The sequence below is a fragment of the Rhizobium sp. 1399 genome, from assembly GCF_031455475.1.
Classification (GTDB): domain Bacteria; phylum Pseudomonadota; class Alphaproteobacteria; order Rhizobiales; family Rhizobiaceae; genus Rhizobium.
In genome coordinates this window covers 20,694-38,850 of record NZ_JAVDSU010000018.1, presented here as the reverse complement: position 1 = coordinate 38,850, position 18,157 = coordinate 20,694, and the positions used below count along the sequence as shown (strand labels likewise).

Below are 18,157 nucleotides of genomic sequence, written 5' to 3'. Positions count from 1 at the left end.
AAAGTCCAGTCAAATCATGGTGTTCTGATATGCATTTAGCTCATCGCTGCACTGCCTAAAAGATGATGCCGCGATGCACAAAATGGCATCACGGTAACTTGGCATTAGCTTCGCGATCATATAGCTATCGCTTAGGACGCTTAACCCTTATGGCGCTTTTGCGGCGCCACCGCCACCCCGGAGGATCAGCATGACGGATCAAAGCGCTACAATCAAAATCGGTGACAAATCAGTCGATCTCGCCGTGCGAAAAGGCACGGTTGGACCCGACGTCATCGACATCGGTGCCCTCTACAAGAACACGGCTTCCTTCACCTACGATCCCGGGTTTACGTCGACTGCATCCTGTGAATCGAAGATCACCTATATCGACGGCGACGAAGGCGTTCTGCTGCATCGCGGCTACCCGATCGAGCAGCTTGCCGAGCATGGCGACTTCCTGGAAGCCTGCTACCTGCTGCTCTACGGCGAATTGCCAACCGCCGCCCAGAAGAAGGACTTCGACTATCGTGTCACGCACCACACCATGGTGCATGAGCAGATGAGCCGCTTCTTCACCGGCTTCCGTCGCGACGCCCATCCGATGGCCGTCATGTGCGGCTGCGTCGGCGCGCTTTCGGCCTTCTATCACGACTCCACCGATATCACCGATCCGCACCAGCGCATGGTCGCCAGCCTGCGCATGATCGCCAAGATGCCGACGCTCGCAGCGATGGCCTATAAGTACCATATCGGCCAGCCCTTCGTTTACCCGAAGAACGATCTGGACTACGCGTCCAACTTCCTGCGCATGTGCTTTGCTGTTCCCTGCGAGGAATATGTCGTCAATCCGGTGCTCGCACGCGCCATGGACCGTATCTTCATCCTCCATGCCGATCACGAGCAGAACGCCTCGACCTCGACGGTCCGTCTCGCCGGCTCCTCGGGTGCGAACCCGTTCGCCTGCATCGCCGCCGGCATCGCCTGCCTCTGGGGGCCCGCTCACGGCGGCGCCAACGAAGCAGCCCTCAACATGCTGACGGAAATCGGCACTGTCGACCGCATTCCGGAATATATCGCCCGCGCCAAGGATAAGAACGATCCGTTCCGCCTGATGGGCTTTGGTCACCGCGTCTACAAGAACTACGATCCGCGCGCCAAGATTATGCAGAAGACCACGCATGAAGTTCTCGGCGAACTCGGCATCAAGGACGATCCGCTTCTCGAAGTCGCCATGGAGCTGGAGCGCATCGCTCTGACCGACTCATACTTCATAGAGAAGAAGCTCTACCCGAACATCGACTTCTACTCCGGCATTACGCTGAAGGCCCTGGGCTTCCCCACGACCATGTTCACCGTGCTCTTCGCTCTGGCTCGTACCGTCGGCTGGATCGCACAGTGGAACGAAATGATCGAGGATCCGGAACAGCGCATCGGCCGTCCGCGCCAGCTCTATATCGGCGAACCTAAGCGCGACTACGTACCGGTTTCCAAGCGCTGAGCGCTGACTTCGAAGCAAAAAGAAAACCCGGTCAGGAGTGGCCGGGTTTTTTGTTGGTTAGAACATCGAGCAATATCTGTGCTGCATGCTCTCCAGGCGGCTTTTCTGTCTGCATGCGCTGCCAGATGAGCTCGTAGCCTTCCTTCATCGCCTTGAGCTGGTAGGTGTCGGCTGACAGCCTCTCCATCCAGCGCGCGAGGCTTGCGCCGCGAACGATATCGTTCAGATATTCCGGCACGACCGCGTAGTCGGCGATCAGATTGGGCAGTGCGCCGCTCCAGGTCTTGATGTCTGACGTCAGCATGCGCATGATCCAGTCGACCTTGTAAGCGGAAACGACGGGTACATCAGCCAGCGCCAGTTCCAGGATCACCGTGCCGGACGCTGCCATGGCCGCATCGGCTTCGGCGAAGGCCTTCCATTTCGCTTTGGCACCCACAACGATTTCCGGCTTTATCTTCCATCCCGCCGTCATTTCGCGCACAAACGCTTCCTTGTGCGGCACAGTCGGAAGCATGAAGCGTATCGGTCCATTGCGGGCGACGAGCTCATTGGCGGCGGCTTCGAAATAAGGCAGAAGCTTCTTGATCTCGGAGGAACGCGAGCCGGGAAGAAGCAGGATCGCACCGTTGCCGGGCTGCCGGCCAGCGCGCAGGCGCCGGGTCTCCAGGAGCGCTGCGTCCGCAACCAGACGGTGACCCACATAGGTTGTCGCCGGCCCGTTGAGACGCTGCATCACCGCCGGCTCGAAAGGAAGTACGGCCAGCACATGGTCGACATAGGCGAGCATGCGCTGGGCGCGATATTCCTTCCAGGCCCAGACACTGGGACAGACATAGTTGACGACTGGGAGGTCCGGCAGCGCCTTGCGCACGCGCTTGGCGACGCGATGGGTAAAGTCCGGGCTGTCGATGATGAGCAGGATATCGGGTTTGGACGCCATGATCGCCGCTACCGTCTGCCGGATGAGAGACCAGAGCTTCGGCAGCTTCGCCAGCACCTGGGTAATGCCCATGATGGAAAGCTCGGAGAAATCGAAGAGCGATTTCAATCCCTGGCTCTGCAACCCCTCACCGCCGACGCCGACGAGTTCGATCGGCCCAGAATGGATCCTCTTTAGCGCGGCAATGAGATCGGCACCTAAGAGATCGCCGGAGACTTCGCCCGCTATGACGGCAATCTTCAGCGGTCTGTCGCTCATTGAAGCCCCCATCCCGGCAAGCCCTTGTCGATACCACAGACAAAAAGACCGTTTTCGTCTGCCACTTTAATGAGTGCGGCGCGATCAAGCACCAGCGCCCGGCCGGCTTCGATGGCCACTCCTGCAAGCCCGGCAGCTTTGGCGTTGAGCACGGTGGACACACCAATCGCCGGCAGGTCGGCGCGAATATCCTGCTGCGGCTTACTGAGCTTGACCAGCACACCGCGCCGGCGCGGCGATATGCGGCCTGCTGCTCTGAGGTTCGCCACGCGGTCAAGCATGCCGTCCGTGCCCTCAACGCCCTCAACAGCAACGACGCGTCCGCCGATCGATACAGCGCCCTGCCCGATATCCAGACTGCCAAGCACATCAGCCGCCTTGCCTGCGCGCTCTATGTCACGACGATCCTCTTCATTGGGCGAAACAGCGCCCAGCGGGCCTGCGGTTGCCAGCAGATCCGGTGCAATCTCATGGGCGCCGACGACACGCAGACCTCGCCCTTCTATCAGCTTGATGACCATCTTCAGAACGGTATCGTCGCCCCCCGAAAGCAGCGTACGGATGGCGGCGGGCACCTTCGTCAGAATACGCAGCGTCGGCCGCACCTCGCGCCATTCCGGTCGCCGACGGACGCTGCCCGACATGACGACACGGCTCACTCCATACCGCTTGAAAAGCCGATCGAGCGAAGCGAAATCACCGATACCGATCGTGGCGTGGTCGAAACCGTCCCAACGACGGTCGCCCTCATCCTTCAGTATAACGATAACTGGATTTTCGCCGGCCGAACGCGCAGCTTCGGCGACATACGACGGCAGAAGGCCGCCGCCGGCAATGATCGCTAGCCGGCCTTCAGCGGTATCGCCAGCGGAAGCCACAGATCAGCCCTTCTGTCCCCGGCTCGGCGAAGACAACGCGCGATCGCTTTCGGCCGCGATGAAATCGAGGATCTCGACCACCTGCTCGCAATCGGCATATTCGTCGCGGATTTGGGCTGCATTCTCGCGGATCGAGCCGGCACCCTCGAAGATCGCCTTATAGGCACGGCGAACCGTGTGAATGACGGCGCGATCAACGCCGGCGCGCGTCATGCCGACGACGTTGAGGCCACTCAAAATGCCTGGATTGCCGTTCAGCATGCCGTAGGGAATGACATCGTAACTCACGGCCGAGAGACCGCCGACAAAGGCATATTTGCCGACTCGCGTGAACTGGTGCACTGCGGCGCCGCCGCTGATGATTGCGTGATCGCCAACCGAGACATGGCCAGCCAGCATGACATTATTCGACATGATGACATGGTTGCCGACCCGGCAATCATGGGCGACATGCGAGTAGGCCAGGAAAAGGCTGTTGTCGCCAATTACCGTCGAACCGCCGTGTTCGACGGTGCCGGTGTTCATCGTAACGCCCTCGCGAATAGTGCAGTTGCGGCCGATGATCAGCGACGTATCGACGGCGCTGTGACGGGCGCTTTGAGAGTCGCCACCGATGACTGCCGAAGGAAATATACGCGTACCGGCGCCGACGGTCGTCAGACCGAGAACCACGACGTGGCTGATCAGTTCGACATTATCGTGAAGCGTGACCTTGGGGCCAACATGGCAAAACGGGCCGACAACCACGCCTTCACCGACCGTGGCGCCGTCTTCGACCACGGCCATCGGATGGATTCTGGCGCTTTCGGCGATCATGCTCATGCGTTGTCCTTACGTACGATCATCGCGCCGATATCGGCCTCAGCGACGAGTGCACCGTCGACCTTCGCATCGCAATGGAATTTCCAGATATTGCCGCGCTGCTTGATTTTCTGCACGTGATATTCAACGCGGTCGCCCGGCACGACCGGCTTGCGGAAGCGGGCATTGTCGATCGTCATGAAGTAGACGAGGTTGCCGGTCTGGCCTTCCTTCTTGGCGCAGATAGCGCCTGCCGTCTGTGCCATACCTTCGACCAGCAATACGCCCGGCATGATAGGCGCGTCAGGGAAATGGCCAGTAAAATGCGGTTCGTTGACCGTCACATTCTTGATGCCGACGGCGGCATTGTCGCCATCGATATTGACGATCTTGTCGACCATCAAAAACGGATAGCGGTGCGGCAGCAGCTTCATGATTTCCATGATGTCTGCCGAAGAAAGCGTGGCGGCTGTTGCTTCAGTCATTCTTGCCTCCCTTTTTTCCGCGAGCCCCTGATTTTGCCATGAGCTGTGCAACATATTTCAGATAGTCATTTAGAGGACGTGCCGGTATTCCGCCATAGCGGCCGCCAGCAGCAAGATCGGTCATGACACCGCTTTTTGCAGCGATCTGAGCGCCATCGCCAATGGTGATATGTCCCTTGAGGCCAACCTGTCCACCGATCTGCACACCATCGCCGATGATGGTGCTGCCGGCCATGCCGACCTGCGAAACGACGGCGCAATGGCGACCGATACGGACGTTGTGGCCGATCTGCACCTGATTGTCGATCTTGGTTCCCTCGCCGATGACAGTGTCGTCCATGGCACCGCGATCGATCGTCGTATTGGCGCCGATCTCGACATTGTCCTGAATGATCACCCGGCCAATCTGCACGATCTTGATCATTCCGCGCGGACCGGGCGCGTAACCGAACCCATCCTGACCGATACGAGCGCCGTTGTGAATGATGACGCCATTGCCAAGGAGTGCGCACAGAATGCTCACACCAGTTGCGATGGAGCAATTACGGCCAATCTTGACGTTGGGACCGATGATCGACTGAGCGCCGATGCGCGTGCCCTCGCCGATCTCCGCGCCGGGGCCGATGATCGCCATCGGCTCGACAATCACGCCCCTCTCAAGCCGCGCGGTCGGATCAACGACAGCGCTCGGCGCGATTTCCGTCTCGCCGGATGAAAACGTCACCGGCTTTAGCGCTGCGGGATAAAGATACCCGCCGGCCATTGCAAAGGCGGCATGCGGATTGGAGGAAATCACCACAGGAATATGCGGCGGCACCAGTTGAGCCAGTGCCTTGTCGCAAATCACGGCTGAAGCCTTGCAGGTCAGGAACTCGTCACGGTTACGGCGAGAGAGGATATAACAGATATCCCCTGCCTGCGCTCTGGCTATAGGAGAGACAGAGCGGATGATGACATCGCCATGATCGGAATTGGCAAGTTCTGCCCCAAGAAATTGCGCCAACTCAACAAGTTTCACGCCTTCATGGGGCAGAAAAAAAGTATTTTGCTCCATCGGCAAAACTCCAGAACGGAATTGAAATTTACAGTTCCGGACTGCCGATATCAGAATTGGTTGTTAATGCCAAACTTGAAGCGCTGAGTCTTGTCGAAGTCTTCCTTCACGACCGGGATCGCGTAGTCGACGCGGAGCGCGCCGAACGGCGACTGCCAGATCAGACCGACACCGACCGAAGCACGCAAGGACGAACCATCACCTTCTTCGGTATCCGCACCGAGAAGCTCGACGTCGTTGCCGAACAGCGTGCCGGCATCTGCGAAGACTGCGCCGCGCAGGTTGAAGTCACGCGGGAAGCCCGGCATCGGGAACGTCGCTTCGGCAGAAGCGGTGAAGTAAGTCGTACCACCGAGCGGATCGTCCGGGTTGGTAATGCGCGGGCCGATACCCTTGTTCTCGAAGCCGCGAATATCGGAATTGGTCAGCGTGAACTGATCGAAGACGTTCAGGTGGTCACCGAAGCCGACAACGTAACCCGCCGAAGCCGAGAGCGAACCGATGATATCAGCATCGTCAGCGAGCAGATGGTAGTAACGGGCCTTACCGTAGATCTTGTAGTACTGAGAGTCGCCGCCGAGGCCGGCGATTTCCTGTGTCGCAGTAGCGTAGATACCTTCACGCGGCAGGACGGTATCGTCGAGCGTATTGTAGGTCAGCGTCTGCGATATGGAGGACCGCGTCCACGGGCTTTCGTTGACCAGGTTTTGATAGGTAGCGGACAAATCGTCCAGACTGCTTCCGCTGGAATCGTACTTCATCTGCTTGTAATTATAGCGGAACGTCGTCGCCAGATCTTCGGTGATCGGCGCCGTTACGCGTAGAACACCGCTGGTTTCCTCGTAATCGTAGTTGTCGTTGCTCGACGTCTCACTGTGATTGACGTCGAAACCGGCAGCAAGGCGATAACCGAGGAAGTAAGGCTCGGTGAAGTTAATACCGTAAGCGCGCGAGCCTTCCTGACCGCCACCGGCCGAAACGCGGATATACTGGCCGCGGCCGAGGAAATTCTTTTCTTCGATCGAAGCTTCGAGCAACAGGCCGTCGCCGCCGGCCGCATAACCGGCACCGATACCGAACGAACCGGTCGACTGATCCTGTACGTCGACAACGATAACGACGCGATCAGGCGAGCTGCCCGGCTGGGTCGAAATGTTGACTGAGGAGAAGTAGCCGAGCGCTTCAAGACGGCGCTTTGCGCGGGTGATCATCTGTTGATTGAAGGCGTCGCCTTCGCTGAGATCGAACTCGCGGCGAATAACGTAATCGCGCGTGCGGCTGTTGCCGCGGATTTCGATACGCTCGACATAGGCGCGCTCGCCCTGGTCGACGAGGTATTCGACGCCGATCGTATTGTTGTTCAGATCGCGGTTGCCGCGCGGCGTGACGCGCGCGAAAGGATAACCGGCCGAAGCAACCTGATCCGAAATCGCCTCGATGGACTTCTGGACTTCTTTGGCGTTGTAGACCTGGCCTTCATGGGTTCTGACCAGCCCCTGCAGCTGCTGGGCATCAACACCTTCGACGGTCGACTGAACGCTGACCGCGCCGAAATCATAACGCGGGCCTTCCTCGATGTTGAAGGTCAGCGTGTACTTGTTCGTCGCTTCGTCGAAAGCGGCATCGGAAGAAACGATGCGCATGTCGGCATAACCGCGATTGTAATAGAACTGGCGCAGCGCGTCTTCATCAGCGTGCAGCTTGTCTTCGTTGTAGACGTCCTTGCGGGTCAGGAACGAGAGAAAGTTCGAACGCTTGGTCTGGATGACCGCGGCGAGACGGCCGGCACTGTAGGCCTGGTTGCCGACGAAATTGATGGCGTCGATCTTGGTGCGGTCGCCTTCATTGATGACGAAAGCGAGATTGACGCGGCCTTCGCCGAGCGGGACGACCTGCGTGGTCACTTCGACTTCGCTGCGGCCGGTAGCGGCATAGGCTTCCTTGATCGCCGCGATATCAGACTGGATCTGCGCATCGCTATAAGGACCAGCGGCATGCGTCTTGACGACAGCTGCCAGCTTGTCGTCCTTGACCTTGCGGTTGCCGTTGAAGACGACCTGATTGACGAGCTGCGCTTCCTGAACGTTGACGACGAGGGTGCTGCCGGAAACCGAAATCTTGACGTCGGAGAAGTAACCGGTGCCGTAAAGCTGCTTTACGGAGTCGTCGATATCGGTGTTGGAGAAGCTTTTGCCGGGAGTAATGGTGATGTTCGACCGGACGGCCTCAGCACCGACGCGGCTTGCACCGTGTACGTCGATCCGCTGAATGACGGCAGCTTCCGCAGCCGTAGCCGAAACGAAAGTCAAAGCACCTGCGCCAGAAGCAACAACACTAGCAGACAGCGCAATCGCCGATACTGCGTTCAAAAACCTTGAACCAGCCTTCATTTCACCCATTACCTTTTTTCCCTCGTCTCCGGCCCCAGGGGACCCCCCGATTCCGGCCACGTGTGTCGTTTTACCCGCTTTTGACATACAAGCAAGGGAGCTCGTTAATTTCTGTTTACTTCATTTCGAAGCGTGACCCATTCGCCACTACAGCTTTGAAACATCGTAAATAAACAGTAATTTTCCCTATCTTTTTACGCGCTAGCCAATGAGCGCGCTAATGTCATTCCAGGTGGCAAAAACCATTAATGTAAGCACCATGGCCAGGCCAATGCGAAACGCAATTTCCTGAGCCGAAGAACCCAGCGGTCTTCCCCTAACCGCTTCCACCGCATAGAACATCAGGTGGCCGCCATCAAGTACCGGAACCGGCATCAAATTCAGCAATCCAATCGAAACTGACAAAACCGCGGCAAGCTGCAGCAACGCGCCTATTCCAAGCGTAGCCATCTGGCCCGAAGCTTGCGCCACGCGGATCGGACCACCCAATTGGTCTGCTTTCATCGATCCATTGAGCAAATTGCCGATATATTTGAAGGTGCCCGTCACGATATGCCACGTCTGCGTCACGCCTTCATTCAGCGCCTGAAGCGGCGTATAGGTCTGCAGACGGAAGTGGCCAACCTCTTCGTTCGTAACGATCCCGATCAGGCCAACCTCGATCTTGTTACCGAACTGGTCGGTGATATCGGTGCGCTGCGGCACCATCGGCAGGTCCATCTTCTCGCCGTTACGCTCGATGGTCACGACGATGTTCTGGTTCGGACGGATGCTGACATAACGCCGCACGTCGTCGAAGGTCTGAACCTTGGTGCCATCGATTGAGACGAGCAGGTCGCCCGGCAGCACGCCGGCTGCCGCGGCAGCACTGTCCGGCTTCACTTCGGCGACAACGGGATCGGACACCGTGCGACCGTAGACCGCGAAAAGGACCGTGAAGATGGCAATGGCAAGGATGAAGTTGGCAATCGGGCCGGCTGCAACAGTTGCGGCGCGCTTCCAAAGCTTTGCACCGGCGAAGGAACGTTCTCGCTCCTCATCCGTCATCGCGGCGAGCCTGTCCGTATCCGGCTTGCTGGAAGCATCCTCATCGCCGAAAAAACGAACATAACCGCCGAGCGGGATCGCCGATATCTTCCACCGCGTTCCGTGGCGATCGGTGAAACCGACAATCTCCGGACCGAAGCCGACGGAAAAGGCGAGGATCCGGATACCGCTCCAGCGCCCGACCAGATAATGGCCCATCTCATGCACGAAGACGAGCAGCGACAGCACGATGACGAAGGGGACGATGTAGCCCGTCAAAAAACCGAATATGCCGGCCACCGCTTCCATGACTTCCTTCTTCTATCTGGCCGTATTGATCAAAGGCCGAACAATGCCGCACCGAGCGACGTCGTTCCGCCGCCCTTTATCAGCGAAAAAAGGCCAGCAAGCAAGAACGCTGAAAAACAGGCAAAAATCAGTCCATCGACACGATCCATGACGCCGCCATGCCCCGGAATGAGACGGCTGGAGTCCTTCACGCCGAATTTTCGCTTGATGAAGCTTTCGAAAAGATCGCCTGACTGGCTGAAGACGGACAGGACGAGCGCGATCACTGCGGCGCGATCCAGGGCTTCCGGAATCAAAAAATGGACAATGACGGCTCCGGCGATGACGGCTGAAATGGCGCCACCGACTGCGCCCGACCAGGTCTTGCCGGGCGATATGCGCGGAGCAAGCTTTGGACCGCCAAGCGCGCGCCCAACGAAATAGGCGAGAATATCGGTCGCCCAGACCACGGCGAAGATGAAGAGCATCGCGTAGAGGCCAAGCGTTTCATCGCCGCGGATCGCCGCAAGCGCCAATCCGGTGCCGCCGGCATATAAAAGCCCCGGAGCGAACCAGCGGCTGGCACGATGCAGGAAGATCATGGCAATGCCGACCGCAGTCAGGGCAATCAGCATTCCGAACGCATATTCGAACGCACCCGCCAGTACGAGCAGGGCAACCAGCGCCTCGCCCACCCAGCCGAGCACGTTGGTCACCGGGTCGCGCACGATCCCTGTCATCGTCGACCATTCGTAATAGATCAGAAGCGCGATCGCCGCCGCCACGGTGCGGAAGATAAAGCCGCCATACCACGTGGCGGCAAGAACGATGATTGCGAGAATCAGGCCTGAAACGATGCGGAGCTTCAGTTCCTGCTTCATCAGGTGTTCACTGCAGCAGCCTGCGCGGAAAGACCGCCGAAGCGGCGATCGCGCGAGGCAAACTTCTCGAGTGCCGACAGGAAAAGCTCGCGGTTGAAATCCGGCCAGTATTCCGGCAGGAAGACAAATTCCGAATAGGCGGCCTGCCACAACAGGAAATTGGACAGTCGCTCTTCGCCGCTGGTACGGATGATGAGATCAGGGTCCGGGATGCCGGCTGTATCGAGCCGGGCGTCGATCAGCGCAGGGGTAATATCCTGCGATCTGAGGCGCCCCTCCTCCACATCCTTGGCGAGGCTCATCATGGCGCGGGCGATCTCATCGCGAGAACCATAGTTGAAGGCGATGACGAGTGTCAGCGCCGTATTGGCCTTGGTCGTCTCCTCGGCTTCCAGCAGAAGCTTGAGGATATCGCTGCGCAAGTTGACGCGGTCGCCGATCACCCTGATGCGCACATTCTGCCGATGAAGCTCGGCCAGGTCACTGCGGATGAAGGCCTTCAGCAGGCCAAGAAGGTCAGTGACCTCGGCCTCCGGGCGACGCCAGTTCTCCGAGGAGAAGGCAAAGAGCGTCAGGTATTTGATGCCAAGATCGCCGGCAGTGCGCACGGTCTGGCGAACGGTCTCGACCGCCCTGCGGTGTCCCATCGTCCGCGGCAGGCCGCGCTGCTTTGCCCAACGACCGTTGCCATCCATGATGATGGCAACATGTTCTGGCGCAGTCAAAAATGAGGTTTCCGACATTTTCCGTCCGGTCTTTCTTGGCAAGGACGCAAGTATACTAGACCTGCATGATTTCCTTTTCTTTCTCGCCAAGCAAGCGGTCGATTTCCAAAATCGTCTCGTCCGTCATTTTCTGAACGCGTTCCGACTGTGCCCGGCTTTCGTCCTGGCCGATTACGCCATCCTTTTCGGCTTTCTTAAGGCCGTCCATGCCGTCTCGGCGAACATGGCGAATCGCAACCTTGCTCTTTTCGGCATAGTCATGGGCGACCTTGACGAGAGACTTGCGGCGCTCTTCGTTGAGTTCCGGCAGCGGAATGCGAAGGTTCTGGCCGTCGACGATCGGGTTCAGGCCGAGATTCGATTCGCGAATCGAACGATCCACGGCGCCGACCATGCTCTTGTCCCAGACGGATACCGTCAACATGCGCGGCTCCGGAACAGTGATGTTGGCGACCTGGTTCAGCGGCATGCGCGAACCATAGGCTTCAACCGTCACCGGGTCGAGAATGTTGGCCGAAGCGCGGCCCGTACGCAGCGATGCAATGTCGCTCTTGAACGCGGAAATGGCACCATCCATGCGGCGCTTCAGTTCCTTGATATCGATACCTTCACTCATGTCTATGCTCCCGTATCAGAAGATTTGCGCCGGCAACCGCGCAGCTCCCTATCAGTTGTCGGATACGATGGTCTTGAGACCACCACCCGTCAAGATTTCAGCGAAACGTCCCTTCTCGTGGATCGAGAAAACAACGATCGGAATGGAATTCTCGCGTGCGAGCGCAACAGCGGCGACGTCCATAACGGCGAGGCCCCGGTCGAGAACCTCCTTGTGGGTCAGATGGTCGAAACGCGTCGCCTCCGGATCTTTCTTCGGATCGGCGGTATAGATGCCGTCTACCTGTGTACCCTTGAAGATCGCCTGGGCACCCATTTCGGCAGCGCGCAGCGCTGCAGCAGAATCGGTGGTGAAGAAGGGATTGCCGGTTCCGCCGGCAAAGATCACCACCCTGCCGAGCGACAGGTGATACAGCGTGGCGCGCTGAGAGAAACTTTCGCAGATTTCCGGCATGGAAATGGCCGACAGAACCACCGTGTCAATGTTGAGCTTGCGCAGCGAGGTTGCGAGCGCGAGCGCATTGATGACGGTGCCGAGCATGCCCATGTGGTCGCCGGTGACGCGGTCGCCGCCCTTGGACGCAACCGCCACGCCGCGGAAAATGTTACCGCCGCCGATGACGACGCCGACCTCGACGCCCATCTGCCGTGCATCGGCAATGTCGGACGCGATGCGATCCGCCACCGCAACGTCGATCCCGAAGCCTTGGCTTCCCATCATGGCTTCCCCGGAAGCCTTGAGTAGAACACGTTTATAGATTGGTTCCGACGTCATGTTGGCTCCTCGTATATTGCCGCAATTGCCCGATACACGAAGGGCACCGCGTTGTCACGCGATGCCCTTCGGTTTTCCCAAATATGGCAGCAAGATCAGCCCTTGGCGACAGCGGCGACTTCGGCTGCAAAGTCAGTTTCTTCCTTCTCGACACCTTCGCCGAGGAGCAGACGAGCCATACCGACGACTTCGATCGGGGCGCCGGCTTCCTTTTCGGCTGCTTTGATCGCAGCGCCGACCGTCAGGTCCGGGTTGATAACGAAAGACTGCGAGAGAAGAGCCACTTCCTCGAAGAACTTGCGCATGCGGCCTTCGACCATCTTCTCGATGATGGCTTCCGGCTTGCCGGATTCGCGGGACTGCTCGATGAAGACGTTGCGTTCGCGCTCGGCGACTGCGGCATCGACTTCTTCGGCGCGGATCGCCAGCGGGTTGGTAGCAGCAATATGCATGGCAACCTGGCGGCCGATCGACGTCAGAACGGCCTTGTCGCCGACCGACTTCAGAGCAACGAGAACGCCGAGCTTGCCGATGCCGTCGCCGGCAGCGTTGTGGATGTAGGTCGCGACAACGCCGTGCTCGACTTCCAGCTTGGCCGCACGACGAAGCGTCATGTTCTCGCCGATGGTCGCGATTGCTTCCTTGACGGTGTCGGCGACCGGCTTGCCGGATGCCGGATAGGTCGCAGCCGAAATGGCTTCGACCGTACCGTCCGTGGACAGCGCAACTTCGGCGATGCCGCGTGCGAGATCCTGGAAGGCATCGTTACGGGCAACGAAGTCGGTTTCGGAATTGAGTTCGATGACAACGGCCTTGTGACCGGCGCCGGCGATGGCGACCAGACCTTCAGCAGCGGCGCGGCCGGACTTCTTGTCGGCCTTGGAGATGCCCTTGGCGCGCAGCCAGTCGATCGCGGCTTCGATGTCGCCGTTGGTCTCGGTCAGTGCCTTCTTGCAGTCCATCATGCCTGCGCCGGACTTTTCGCGCAGTTCCTTCACCAGTGCAGCCGTAATCTCGGTCATAAGTTTCCTCTTGTCGGTTCAAGCGGTGCCCGCAGTTTGCGGCGCGGCACCGGATTGAGGCACGAAATGTACCTGTATGTATGACAGCGTTATGAAGACGCGTCACAACAGAATTCATTGAGGCAAAAGCAGTCACAGCTTCCGCCTGAAAAGGGCAAGGCCGCCCAACTTCAAAGAGTCGCGAGCGGCCTTTCCCAATCTTTGCAAGCTTTGGCGGAGCTTTGCTCCGCCTGCTTTTATCAGGCTTCGGTCGCCTCATCGAGCGCCGGCTCGAACGGAGCTTCCGCAGAAGCGCCGAGGTCGCGGCCCGATCCGCTCTGCTGACGGGCAATACCGTCGATGGCAGCGCGGGCGATCAGGTCGCAGTAGAGAGCGATGGCGCGCGAAGCGTCGTCGTTGCCAGGGATCGGATAGTCGATCAGGTCTGGATCGCAGTTCGAGTCTATGATGGCGACGACCGGGATGCCGAGGCGCTTGGCTTCGTCGATCGCGATCTTTTCCTTGTTGGTGTCGATGATGAACATCAGGTCCGGCGTGCCGCCCATGTCCTTGATACCGCCAAGGGCCTTATCGAGCTTTTCGCGCTCGCGCTCGAGGGTCAGGCGCTCCTTCTTGGAGTAGCCAGACTGCTCGGACGACAGGATTTCGTCGAGCTTGCGCAGGCGCTGGATCGAGTTGGAGATCGTCTTCCAGTTCGTCATCATGCCGCCGAGCCAACGCGAGTTGACGTAGTACTGGGCAGAACGCTTGGCCGAGTCAGCGATCAGCTCGGAAGCCTGACGCTTGGTGCCGACGAAGAGAACGCGGCCGCCACGAGCAACGGTGTCGGACACGACCTGCAGGGCGCGCGACAGCATCGGAACGGTCTGGGCCAGGTCGATGATGTGGATGTTGTTACGATCGCCGAAAATGTACGGCTTCATCTTCGGGTTCCAGCGGTGAGTCTGGTGACCGAAGTGGACGCCGGCTTCCAGAAGCTGGCGCATAGAAAAATCAGGCAATGCCATGCCTTGTTACTCCTTTTCCGGTTGAACCTCCGCAAGGCGAACAGCATCCTCTTCGAAGATGCCACCGGGCGGAAAAGCCGGATTTCTCCCGGACGATCCCATGCCTTACGTGTGGAATGCGCGTGGCCTTACATTCGATTTCCTGCAAAAGCAAGGCTTGCGCCAAAAAATCTGACGAGAACGGACGAATGAGCCGCGCCTGCAATATATACGCGTTGCCGGCTCAGCTTGCCAGCATGTTCAGCAGCGACAGCATCACGCCGGCGTCCGGGATCGGCAGCACGGCATCGATCTCGGCCGGCAACTGGCCGGCAATCGGCCCTTTGGTATCACCGGTCGCCGTGCCGAGCGGCCCGCGAAAGCCGTGTTTGGTCCAGGCGAGCTCCTGCAGGCGGGCGCTCGTCAGCGCCTCGATCAGGCGTTCGGCCGTTTCGTCGACGACGATCAGCGGATGGGCCGAATAGACCGTCGGGCGCGGATAGAGGACGACGGGCTTGGCGCCCGGCCCCGACTGGATGCGGCTCCATCGGTCGGCATCGGCGAGCGCCCATTCGACGAGTTGATTCTCATAACCGACAATCATCGGTTCGCCGCCGAGGCCGCCTGCCAGATACTGGTCGAACAGCTTGCCTGACGATGGCGACTTGAAACCCATACTGCGGAAGATCGACTGCACCTTGCCGCCGTATTGGGCGAGATCGTCTGATGTCGCGACATTGCCGCTGAAGAGGCTGAGCGCGAGGCCCGAGAACATGAAGCCCGAATTCGACCGGTTCGGATCGGTGGAGACGATGCGCGCCCGGCCGTAGAGCGCATTGACGCCAAGTTTCGACCAATCCGTCCCGGCAAGGATGGCATCAAGCAGCGCCTTCAGGTCGAGCTGGTGATGGCCGTTGATTACCGTCACGAGGCCCGATTTGATCAGCCCGTCCACGACCGGCTGCCACGTGTAGACGACGACAGGCGTGTTCAGCATGACCCTGTCATCGCGGATCTTCACGCCGCTCTGACGGGCGATATCCACCATGATGGAGGAGGACGGCCAAAGAAATTGCGGGTTTTGCGAAAGCAAGGCCCGCTCGCGCACCATTTCGACCGAGCCGGCGACGCGACTGTCGATCGAAAGGCCGTAGCCCTTGATAGCGTCAACGACATCGGGATCGGCAAGGAAAGCCTCCTTTTCGCCACCGATGAAGCCGAACAGCTTTGTGCGCGTACCCAGCAGGCCCTGCAGTTCCGGCCTGTCGCGGACGGCGAAATAGCCGCCCGTGCCGGCAATACCGGTGGCGAGCAGTCCAACTCCAAAGGCGCGGCGGGAAAGGGCCATCAGCGTCCGAAATCCTCTTTGAGCGATGCCTGGATGAGGCGCAGGTCGGTATCGAGCGTGCCAAGCTCAGCATCGACAAGGCTGTCGGCATAATGAACGAAGGCATCCTCGAGCTTCACCAGCACGGCGTGGACATCCTCCAACTGCTTGACGTCAGGCGCGCGTTTCGCCTCGATTACCGCAAAGCCCTCGGCAACTTCGGCCGCACGCGGCAGATAGTAGCTGAGGAAACGGCGTACGGAATTGGCACTTTCCGGCCTCGCCTCCACCTTGCGGAAGACATCGGCGGCGATTTCCGCCAGGTGGCGTACGCGCGCCGCCGTCTGCTTGTCGGTGATATCGTCCGCGGCCGTCTCCAGCCTTTGTGCGGCGGGCACAGCCCCTTCCAGCAATTCTCTCGCGAAGGCAACGCGACCGCGGCCGATCACCTTGATATCGAGACCTTCGAAAAGCCTGCGTGGCGCCAGCAGGAAAACGAGGCCGGCAAAAACTAGGAGGCCGATGACAGCGGCAATCCAGAACGGCATGCCGGCAGCAAAAGTCAGAATGGGGACGAGAATGGCCGTCACCACTCCCGCCACGATCCAGTTACCATCATTGCCGAGCCAGTTACCCATGGCGGCCCTAGTTGTAACCGCGTGCGGTGCGGAACGCTGCCGCAAGGTCCGAGCGTCCGTCGAAGACGCGTGCCGCCGTCGCTGCCGCCAGACTGTCGAGCTGGGTCTTGTCCGCATCGCCGAAGGTAATGCCGAAGATCGGCACGCGTGGTTCCATCGCGTTCCAATCGCCCATGAAGGCCGCACTTTGGTCATCGGATCTGCCGTCGGTCATGATGATGATCGCCGGCAAATAATTGGACAGGTCCGCGGTTTTCGCCATCTGCTGAAGCGCCCTTTCGGCGCAGGCATACATGTTGGTGCCGCCGCCGGCATGCTGGCCGGCAACTGCATTGAGAAGCCCCTGCTGCTCCATCGTGTCACCCGAAGCCGAAAAGATATCGCGGACATTGGCATCGAAGGGAATGACGAAGATGCGGTCGGCCGGCGACCATTGCACCAGCACCTTGCTTGCCTCCTCGGGCGTGAACAGGAAACGCATCGCCTGCTGCAGGCTGTTCTCGCCGTCCCCCTGCATGGAGCCCGAAAAATCGAGGCAGAGCGCCGTCAGCGACGGTTTGCGGAGTGCTGCCTGATACAGGGTTAGCGCCTGGCGGATCACTGTTGGTTCCGGCATGCGGATCGCGGTCACCAGTTTGGCTGGATCGAAATTCCAGCTCGGCTCCGGCTCAGCGGTGACGCTGCCGAGCGGCAGGCGGCGACCGGTTTCGGCAATCTTCTTCTGAACATCGGGTGAGCGCAGATAGGCGAGCAGGTCCTTGAAGAAGGTCTGAACCTCGGGACCGCGACCGTGATCGATAAAGCCGATCGGCGAATCCGCCATCGCGACGCCATCGGCAGGATAGATGGCGTAAAGCGGTTCCTTGCCCATGCCCGTGAGCTTGTCGTTGGTTTCCTTGATGACTGCCTCATAATTCCACATGGCATCGTAGGTCGTGCCCTTGCTGGCGGAATCCGTATAGAGGTCGGCAAGCCAGCCCGAGGAGCCGGAGGAGCGCGCAACACCGGCAAGCAGGCTTCGAACGGTGTCCTGAACCGTCTTGTCATCGAGATCGCCGGGCTCGATCACAGGCTTGTTGCCGAGCGCACTGGAGAGCATGGCGAGATAGGCGCTGGCACCGGAATTCGATTGTGTCGCCGATGTCATCAGGAACTTCAGCGAGCCGCTGTTCACCGCTGCCAAGATATCCTTCATGAAGACATCCTTGCCGACCCAGCCGAGCTGCTCGGCCTTCGACTTGCGTACGCCGAGAATGACGGGCGTCTGCGCCACCGACGTCAGGTCCTTGATCCTGCGTTTGGTATCGAACATGTCGACCCAGACGTTGGAAGCGGGCCAGACAGCGTCCTGCTCGACACCCTGATCGCTTTGCAGCGCGAGGCCGATATCGAGCGTGCCCTCATATTTGAAGGAGCAAGTCGCGTGCTTCTCCTTGCAGAATTCCTCGACGATCGGCTGCAGCACGGTGTTTTCCGAGCCGGAAACGATCGAGAAATTCGGACCGCTGCTGAAAGCATCGCAGCCTGCCAACGCCGCGAGACCAGATAGCGCCAGTGCGCAGAGGAATGATCGGATCATGGTTTT

General features: G+C 59.3%; 17 protein-coding genes. 1 reads left to right on the top strand and 16 read right to left on the bottom strand.

The window, feature by feature from the left end:
* The first annotated feature begins 190 nt into the window (after positions 1-190).
* A complete protein-coding gene (gene gltA, locus J2X71_RS34265) occupies positions 191-1,480 on the top strand; it encodes a citrate synthase (protein ID WP_007822430.1) in 1,290 nt (429 codons plus the stop codon).
* A 31-nt stretch (positions 1,481-1,511) separates the two neighbouring features.
* Here the strand turns inward: gltA and lpxB are convergent, their stop codons facing one another.
* From lpxB to J2X71_RS34185, 16 genes are all read right to left on the bottom strand, one after another.
* Positions 1,512-2,681 (bottom strand): lipid-A-disaccharide synthase, encoded by a 1,170-nt coding sequence (lpxB, locus tag J2X71_RS34260; RefSeq protein WP_310389507.1) that lies wholly within the window; start codon positions 2,679-2,681, stop codon positions 1,512-1,514.
* Entirely contained in the window at positions 2,678-3,559 is an 882-nt protein-coding gene (locus J2X71_RS34255; RefSeq protein ID WP_310389505.1) for an LpxI family protein, read from the bottom strand. The genes lpxB and J2X71_RS34255 overlap by 4 nt, the downstream gene beginning before the upstream one ends.
* Positions 3,560-3,562: 3 nt before the next feature.
* The gene (gene lpxA / locus J2X71_RS34250; RefSeq protein ID WP_310389504.1) at positions 3,563-4,381 is read right to left on the bottom strand and encodes an acyl-ACP--UDP-N-acetylglucosamine O-acyltransferase; all 819 of its coding nucleotides are present in this window, start codon (positions 4,379-4,381) and stop codon (positions 3,563-3,565) included.
* On the bottom strand, positions 4,378-4,845 hold the full coding sequence (gene fabZ, locus J2X71_RS34245) for a 3-hydroxyacyl-ACP dehydratase FabZ (protein WP_037106230.1): 468 nt from the start codon (positions 4,843-4,845) through the stop codon (positions 4,378-4,380). The genes lpxA and fabZ overlap by 4 nt, the downstream gene beginning before the upstream one ends.
* Positions 4,838-5,899, bottom strand: coding sequence for a UDP-3-O-(3-hydroxymyristoyl)glucosamine N-acyltransferase (gene lpxD / locus J2X71_RS34240; RefSeq protein WP_310389501.1), 1,062 nt, complete (start codon positions 5,897-5,899; stop codon positions 4,838-4,840). The genes fabZ and lpxD overlap by 8 nt, the downstream gene beginning before the upstream one ends.
* Positions 5,900-5,949: 50 nt before the next feature.
* Positions 5,950-8,289: an outer membrane protein assembly factor BamA gene (bamA, locus tag J2X71_RS34235; protein ID WP_310389671.1), complete on the bottom strand. Its 2,340-nt coding sequence runs from the start codon at positions 8,287-8,289 to the stop codon at positions 5,950-5,952.
* Positions 8,290-8,490: 201 nt separating this feature from the next.
* On the bottom strand, positions 8,491-9,624 hold the full coding sequence (gene rseP, locus J2X71_RS34230; protein WP_310389500.1) for an RIP metalloprotease RseP: 1,134 nt from the start codon (positions 9,622-9,624) through the stop codon (positions 8,491-8,493).
* Positions 9,625-9,653: 29 nt separating this feature from the next.
* Positions 9,654-10,484, bottom strand: coding sequence for a phosphatidate cytidylyltransferase (locus J2X71_RS34225; RefSeq protein ID WP_310389498.1), 831 nt, complete (start codon positions 10,482-10,484; stop codon positions 9,654-9,656).
* Positions 10,484-11,227 (bottom strand): isoprenyl transferase, encoded by a 744-nt coding sequence (locus J2X71_RS34220; RefSeq protein ID WP_310389496.1) that lies wholly within the window; start codon positions 11,225-11,227, stop codon positions 10,484-10,486. Before J2X71_RS34220 ends, J2X71_RS34225 begins: the two co-directional genes overlap by 1 nt.
* A 37-nt stretch (positions 11,228-11,264) precedes the next feature.
* Positions 11,265-11,825: a ribosome recycling factor gene (frr, locus tag J2X71_RS34215; RefSeq protein ID WP_113322813.1), complete on the bottom strand. Its 561-nt coding sequence runs from the start codon at positions 11,823-11,825 to the stop codon at positions 11,265-11,267.
* Between the two features lie 51 nt (positions 11,826-11,876).
* Positions 11,877-12,599, bottom strand: coding sequence for a UMP kinase (pyrH, locus tag J2X71_RS34210; protein ID WP_007822401.1), 723 nt, complete (start codon positions 12,597-12,599; stop codon positions 11,877-11,879).
* 95 nt (positions 12,600-12,694) lie between these two features.
* Positions 12,695-13,621, bottom strand: a complete 927-nt coding sequence (gene tsf / locus J2X71_RS34205; RefSeq protein ID WP_113322811.1) for a translation elongation factor Ts — start codon at positions 13,619-13,621, stop codon at positions 12,695-12,697.
* Between the two features lie 239 nt (positions 13,622-13,860).
* Complete coding sequence (gene rpsB / locus J2X71_RS34200; protein WP_113322809.1) at positions 13,861-14,628, bottom strand: 30S ribosomal protein S2; 768 nt, start codon at positions 14,626-14,628, stop codon at positions 13,861-13,863.
* Positions 14,629-14,851: 223 nt separating this feature from the next.
* A complete protein-coding gene (locus J2X71_RS34195) occupies positions 14,852-15,955 on the bottom strand; it encodes a substrate-binding domain-containing protein (protein WP_310389491.1) in 1,104 nt (367 codons plus the stop codon).
* Positions 15,955-16,572 carry a 5-bromo-4-chloroindolyl phosphate hydrolysis family protein gene (locus tag J2X71_RS34190; protein WP_310389489.1) on the bottom strand — a complete coding sequence of 206 codons (618 nt, stop codon included), beginning with the start codon at positions 16,570-16,572 and terminating at the stop codon, positions 15,955-15,957. Before J2X71_RS34190 ends, J2X71_RS34195 begins: the two co-directional genes overlap by 1 nt.
* A 7-nt stretch (positions 16,573-16,579) precedes the next feature.
* Positions 16,580-18,151, bottom strand: coding sequence for a substrate-binding domain-containing protein (locus J2X71_RS34185; RefSeq protein ID WP_310389487.1), 1,572 nt, complete (start codon positions 18,149-18,151; stop codon positions 16,580-16,582).
* Positions 18,152-18,157 lie beyond the last annotated feature (6 nt).

What these genes read in the sequence shown, in the direction of transcription:
- gltA (WP_007822430.1), top strand. Translation starts at nt 191, where the DNA reads ATGACGGATCAAAGCGCTACAATCAAAATCGGTGACAAATCAGTCGAT.
- lpxB (WP_310389507.1), bottom strand. Translation starts at nt 2,681, where the DNA reads ATGAGCGACAGACCGCTGAAGATTGCCGTCATAGCGGGCGAAGTCTCC.
- lpxA (WP_310389504.1), bottom strand. Translation starts at nt 4,381, where the DNA reads ATGAGCATGATCGCCGAAAGCGCCAGAATCCATCCGATGGCCGTGGTC.
- fabZ (WP_037106230.1), bottom strand. Translation starts at nt 4,845, where the DNA reads ATGACTGAAGCAACAGCCGCCACGCTTTCTTCGGCAGACATCATGGAA.
- lpxD (WP_310389501.1), bottom strand. Translation starts at nt 5,899, where the DNA reads ATGGAGCAAAATACTTTTTTTCTGCCCCATGAAGGCGTGAAACTTGTT.
- bamA (WP_310389671.1), bottom strand. Translation starts at nt 8,289, where the DNA reads ATGAAGGCTGGTTCAAGGTTTTTGAACGCAGTATCGGCGATTGCGCTG.
- rseP (WP_310389500.1), bottom strand. Translation starts at nt 9,624, where the DNA reads ATGGAAGCGGTGGCCGGCATATTCGGTTTTTTGACGGGCTACATCGTC.
- J2X71_RS34225 (WP_310389498.1), bottom strand. Translation starts at nt 10,484, where the DNA reads ATGAAGCAGGAACTGAAGCTCCGCATCGTTTCAGGCCTGATTCTCGCA.
- J2X71_RS34220 (WP_310389496.1), bottom strand. Translation starts at nt 11,227, where the DNA reads ATGTCGGAAACCTCATTTTTGACTGCGCCAGAACATGTTGCCATCATC.
- frr (WP_113322813.1), bottom strand. Translation starts at nt 11,825, where the DNA reads ATGAGTGAAGGTATCGATATCAAGGAACTGAAGCGCCGCATGGATGGT.
- pyrH (WP_007822401.1), bottom strand. Translation starts at nt 12,599, where the DNA reads ATGACGTCGGAACCAATCTATAAACGTGTTCTACTCAAGGCTTCCGGG.
- tsf (WP_113322811.1), bottom strand. Translation starts at nt 13,621, where the DNA reads ATGACCGAGATTACGGCTGCACTGGTGAAGGAACTGCGCGAAAAGTCC.
- rpsB (WP_113322809.1), bottom strand. Translation starts at nt 14,628, where the DNA reads ATGGCATTGCCTGATTTTTCTATGCGCCAGCTTCTGGAAGCCGGCGTC.
- J2X71_RS34195 (WP_310389491.1), bottom strand. Translation starts at nt 15,955, where the DNA reads ATGGCCCTTTCCCGCCGCGCCTTTGGAGTTGGACTGCTCGCCACCGGT.
- J2X71_RS34190 (WP_310389489.1), bottom strand. Translation starts at nt 16,572, where the DNA reads ATGGGTAACTGGCTCGGCAATGATGGTAACTGGATCGTGGCGGGAGTG.
- J2X71_RS34185 (WP_310389487.1), bottom strand. Translation starts at nt 18,151, where the DNA reads ATGATCCGATCATTCCTCTGCGCACTGGCGCTATCTGGTCTCGCGGCG.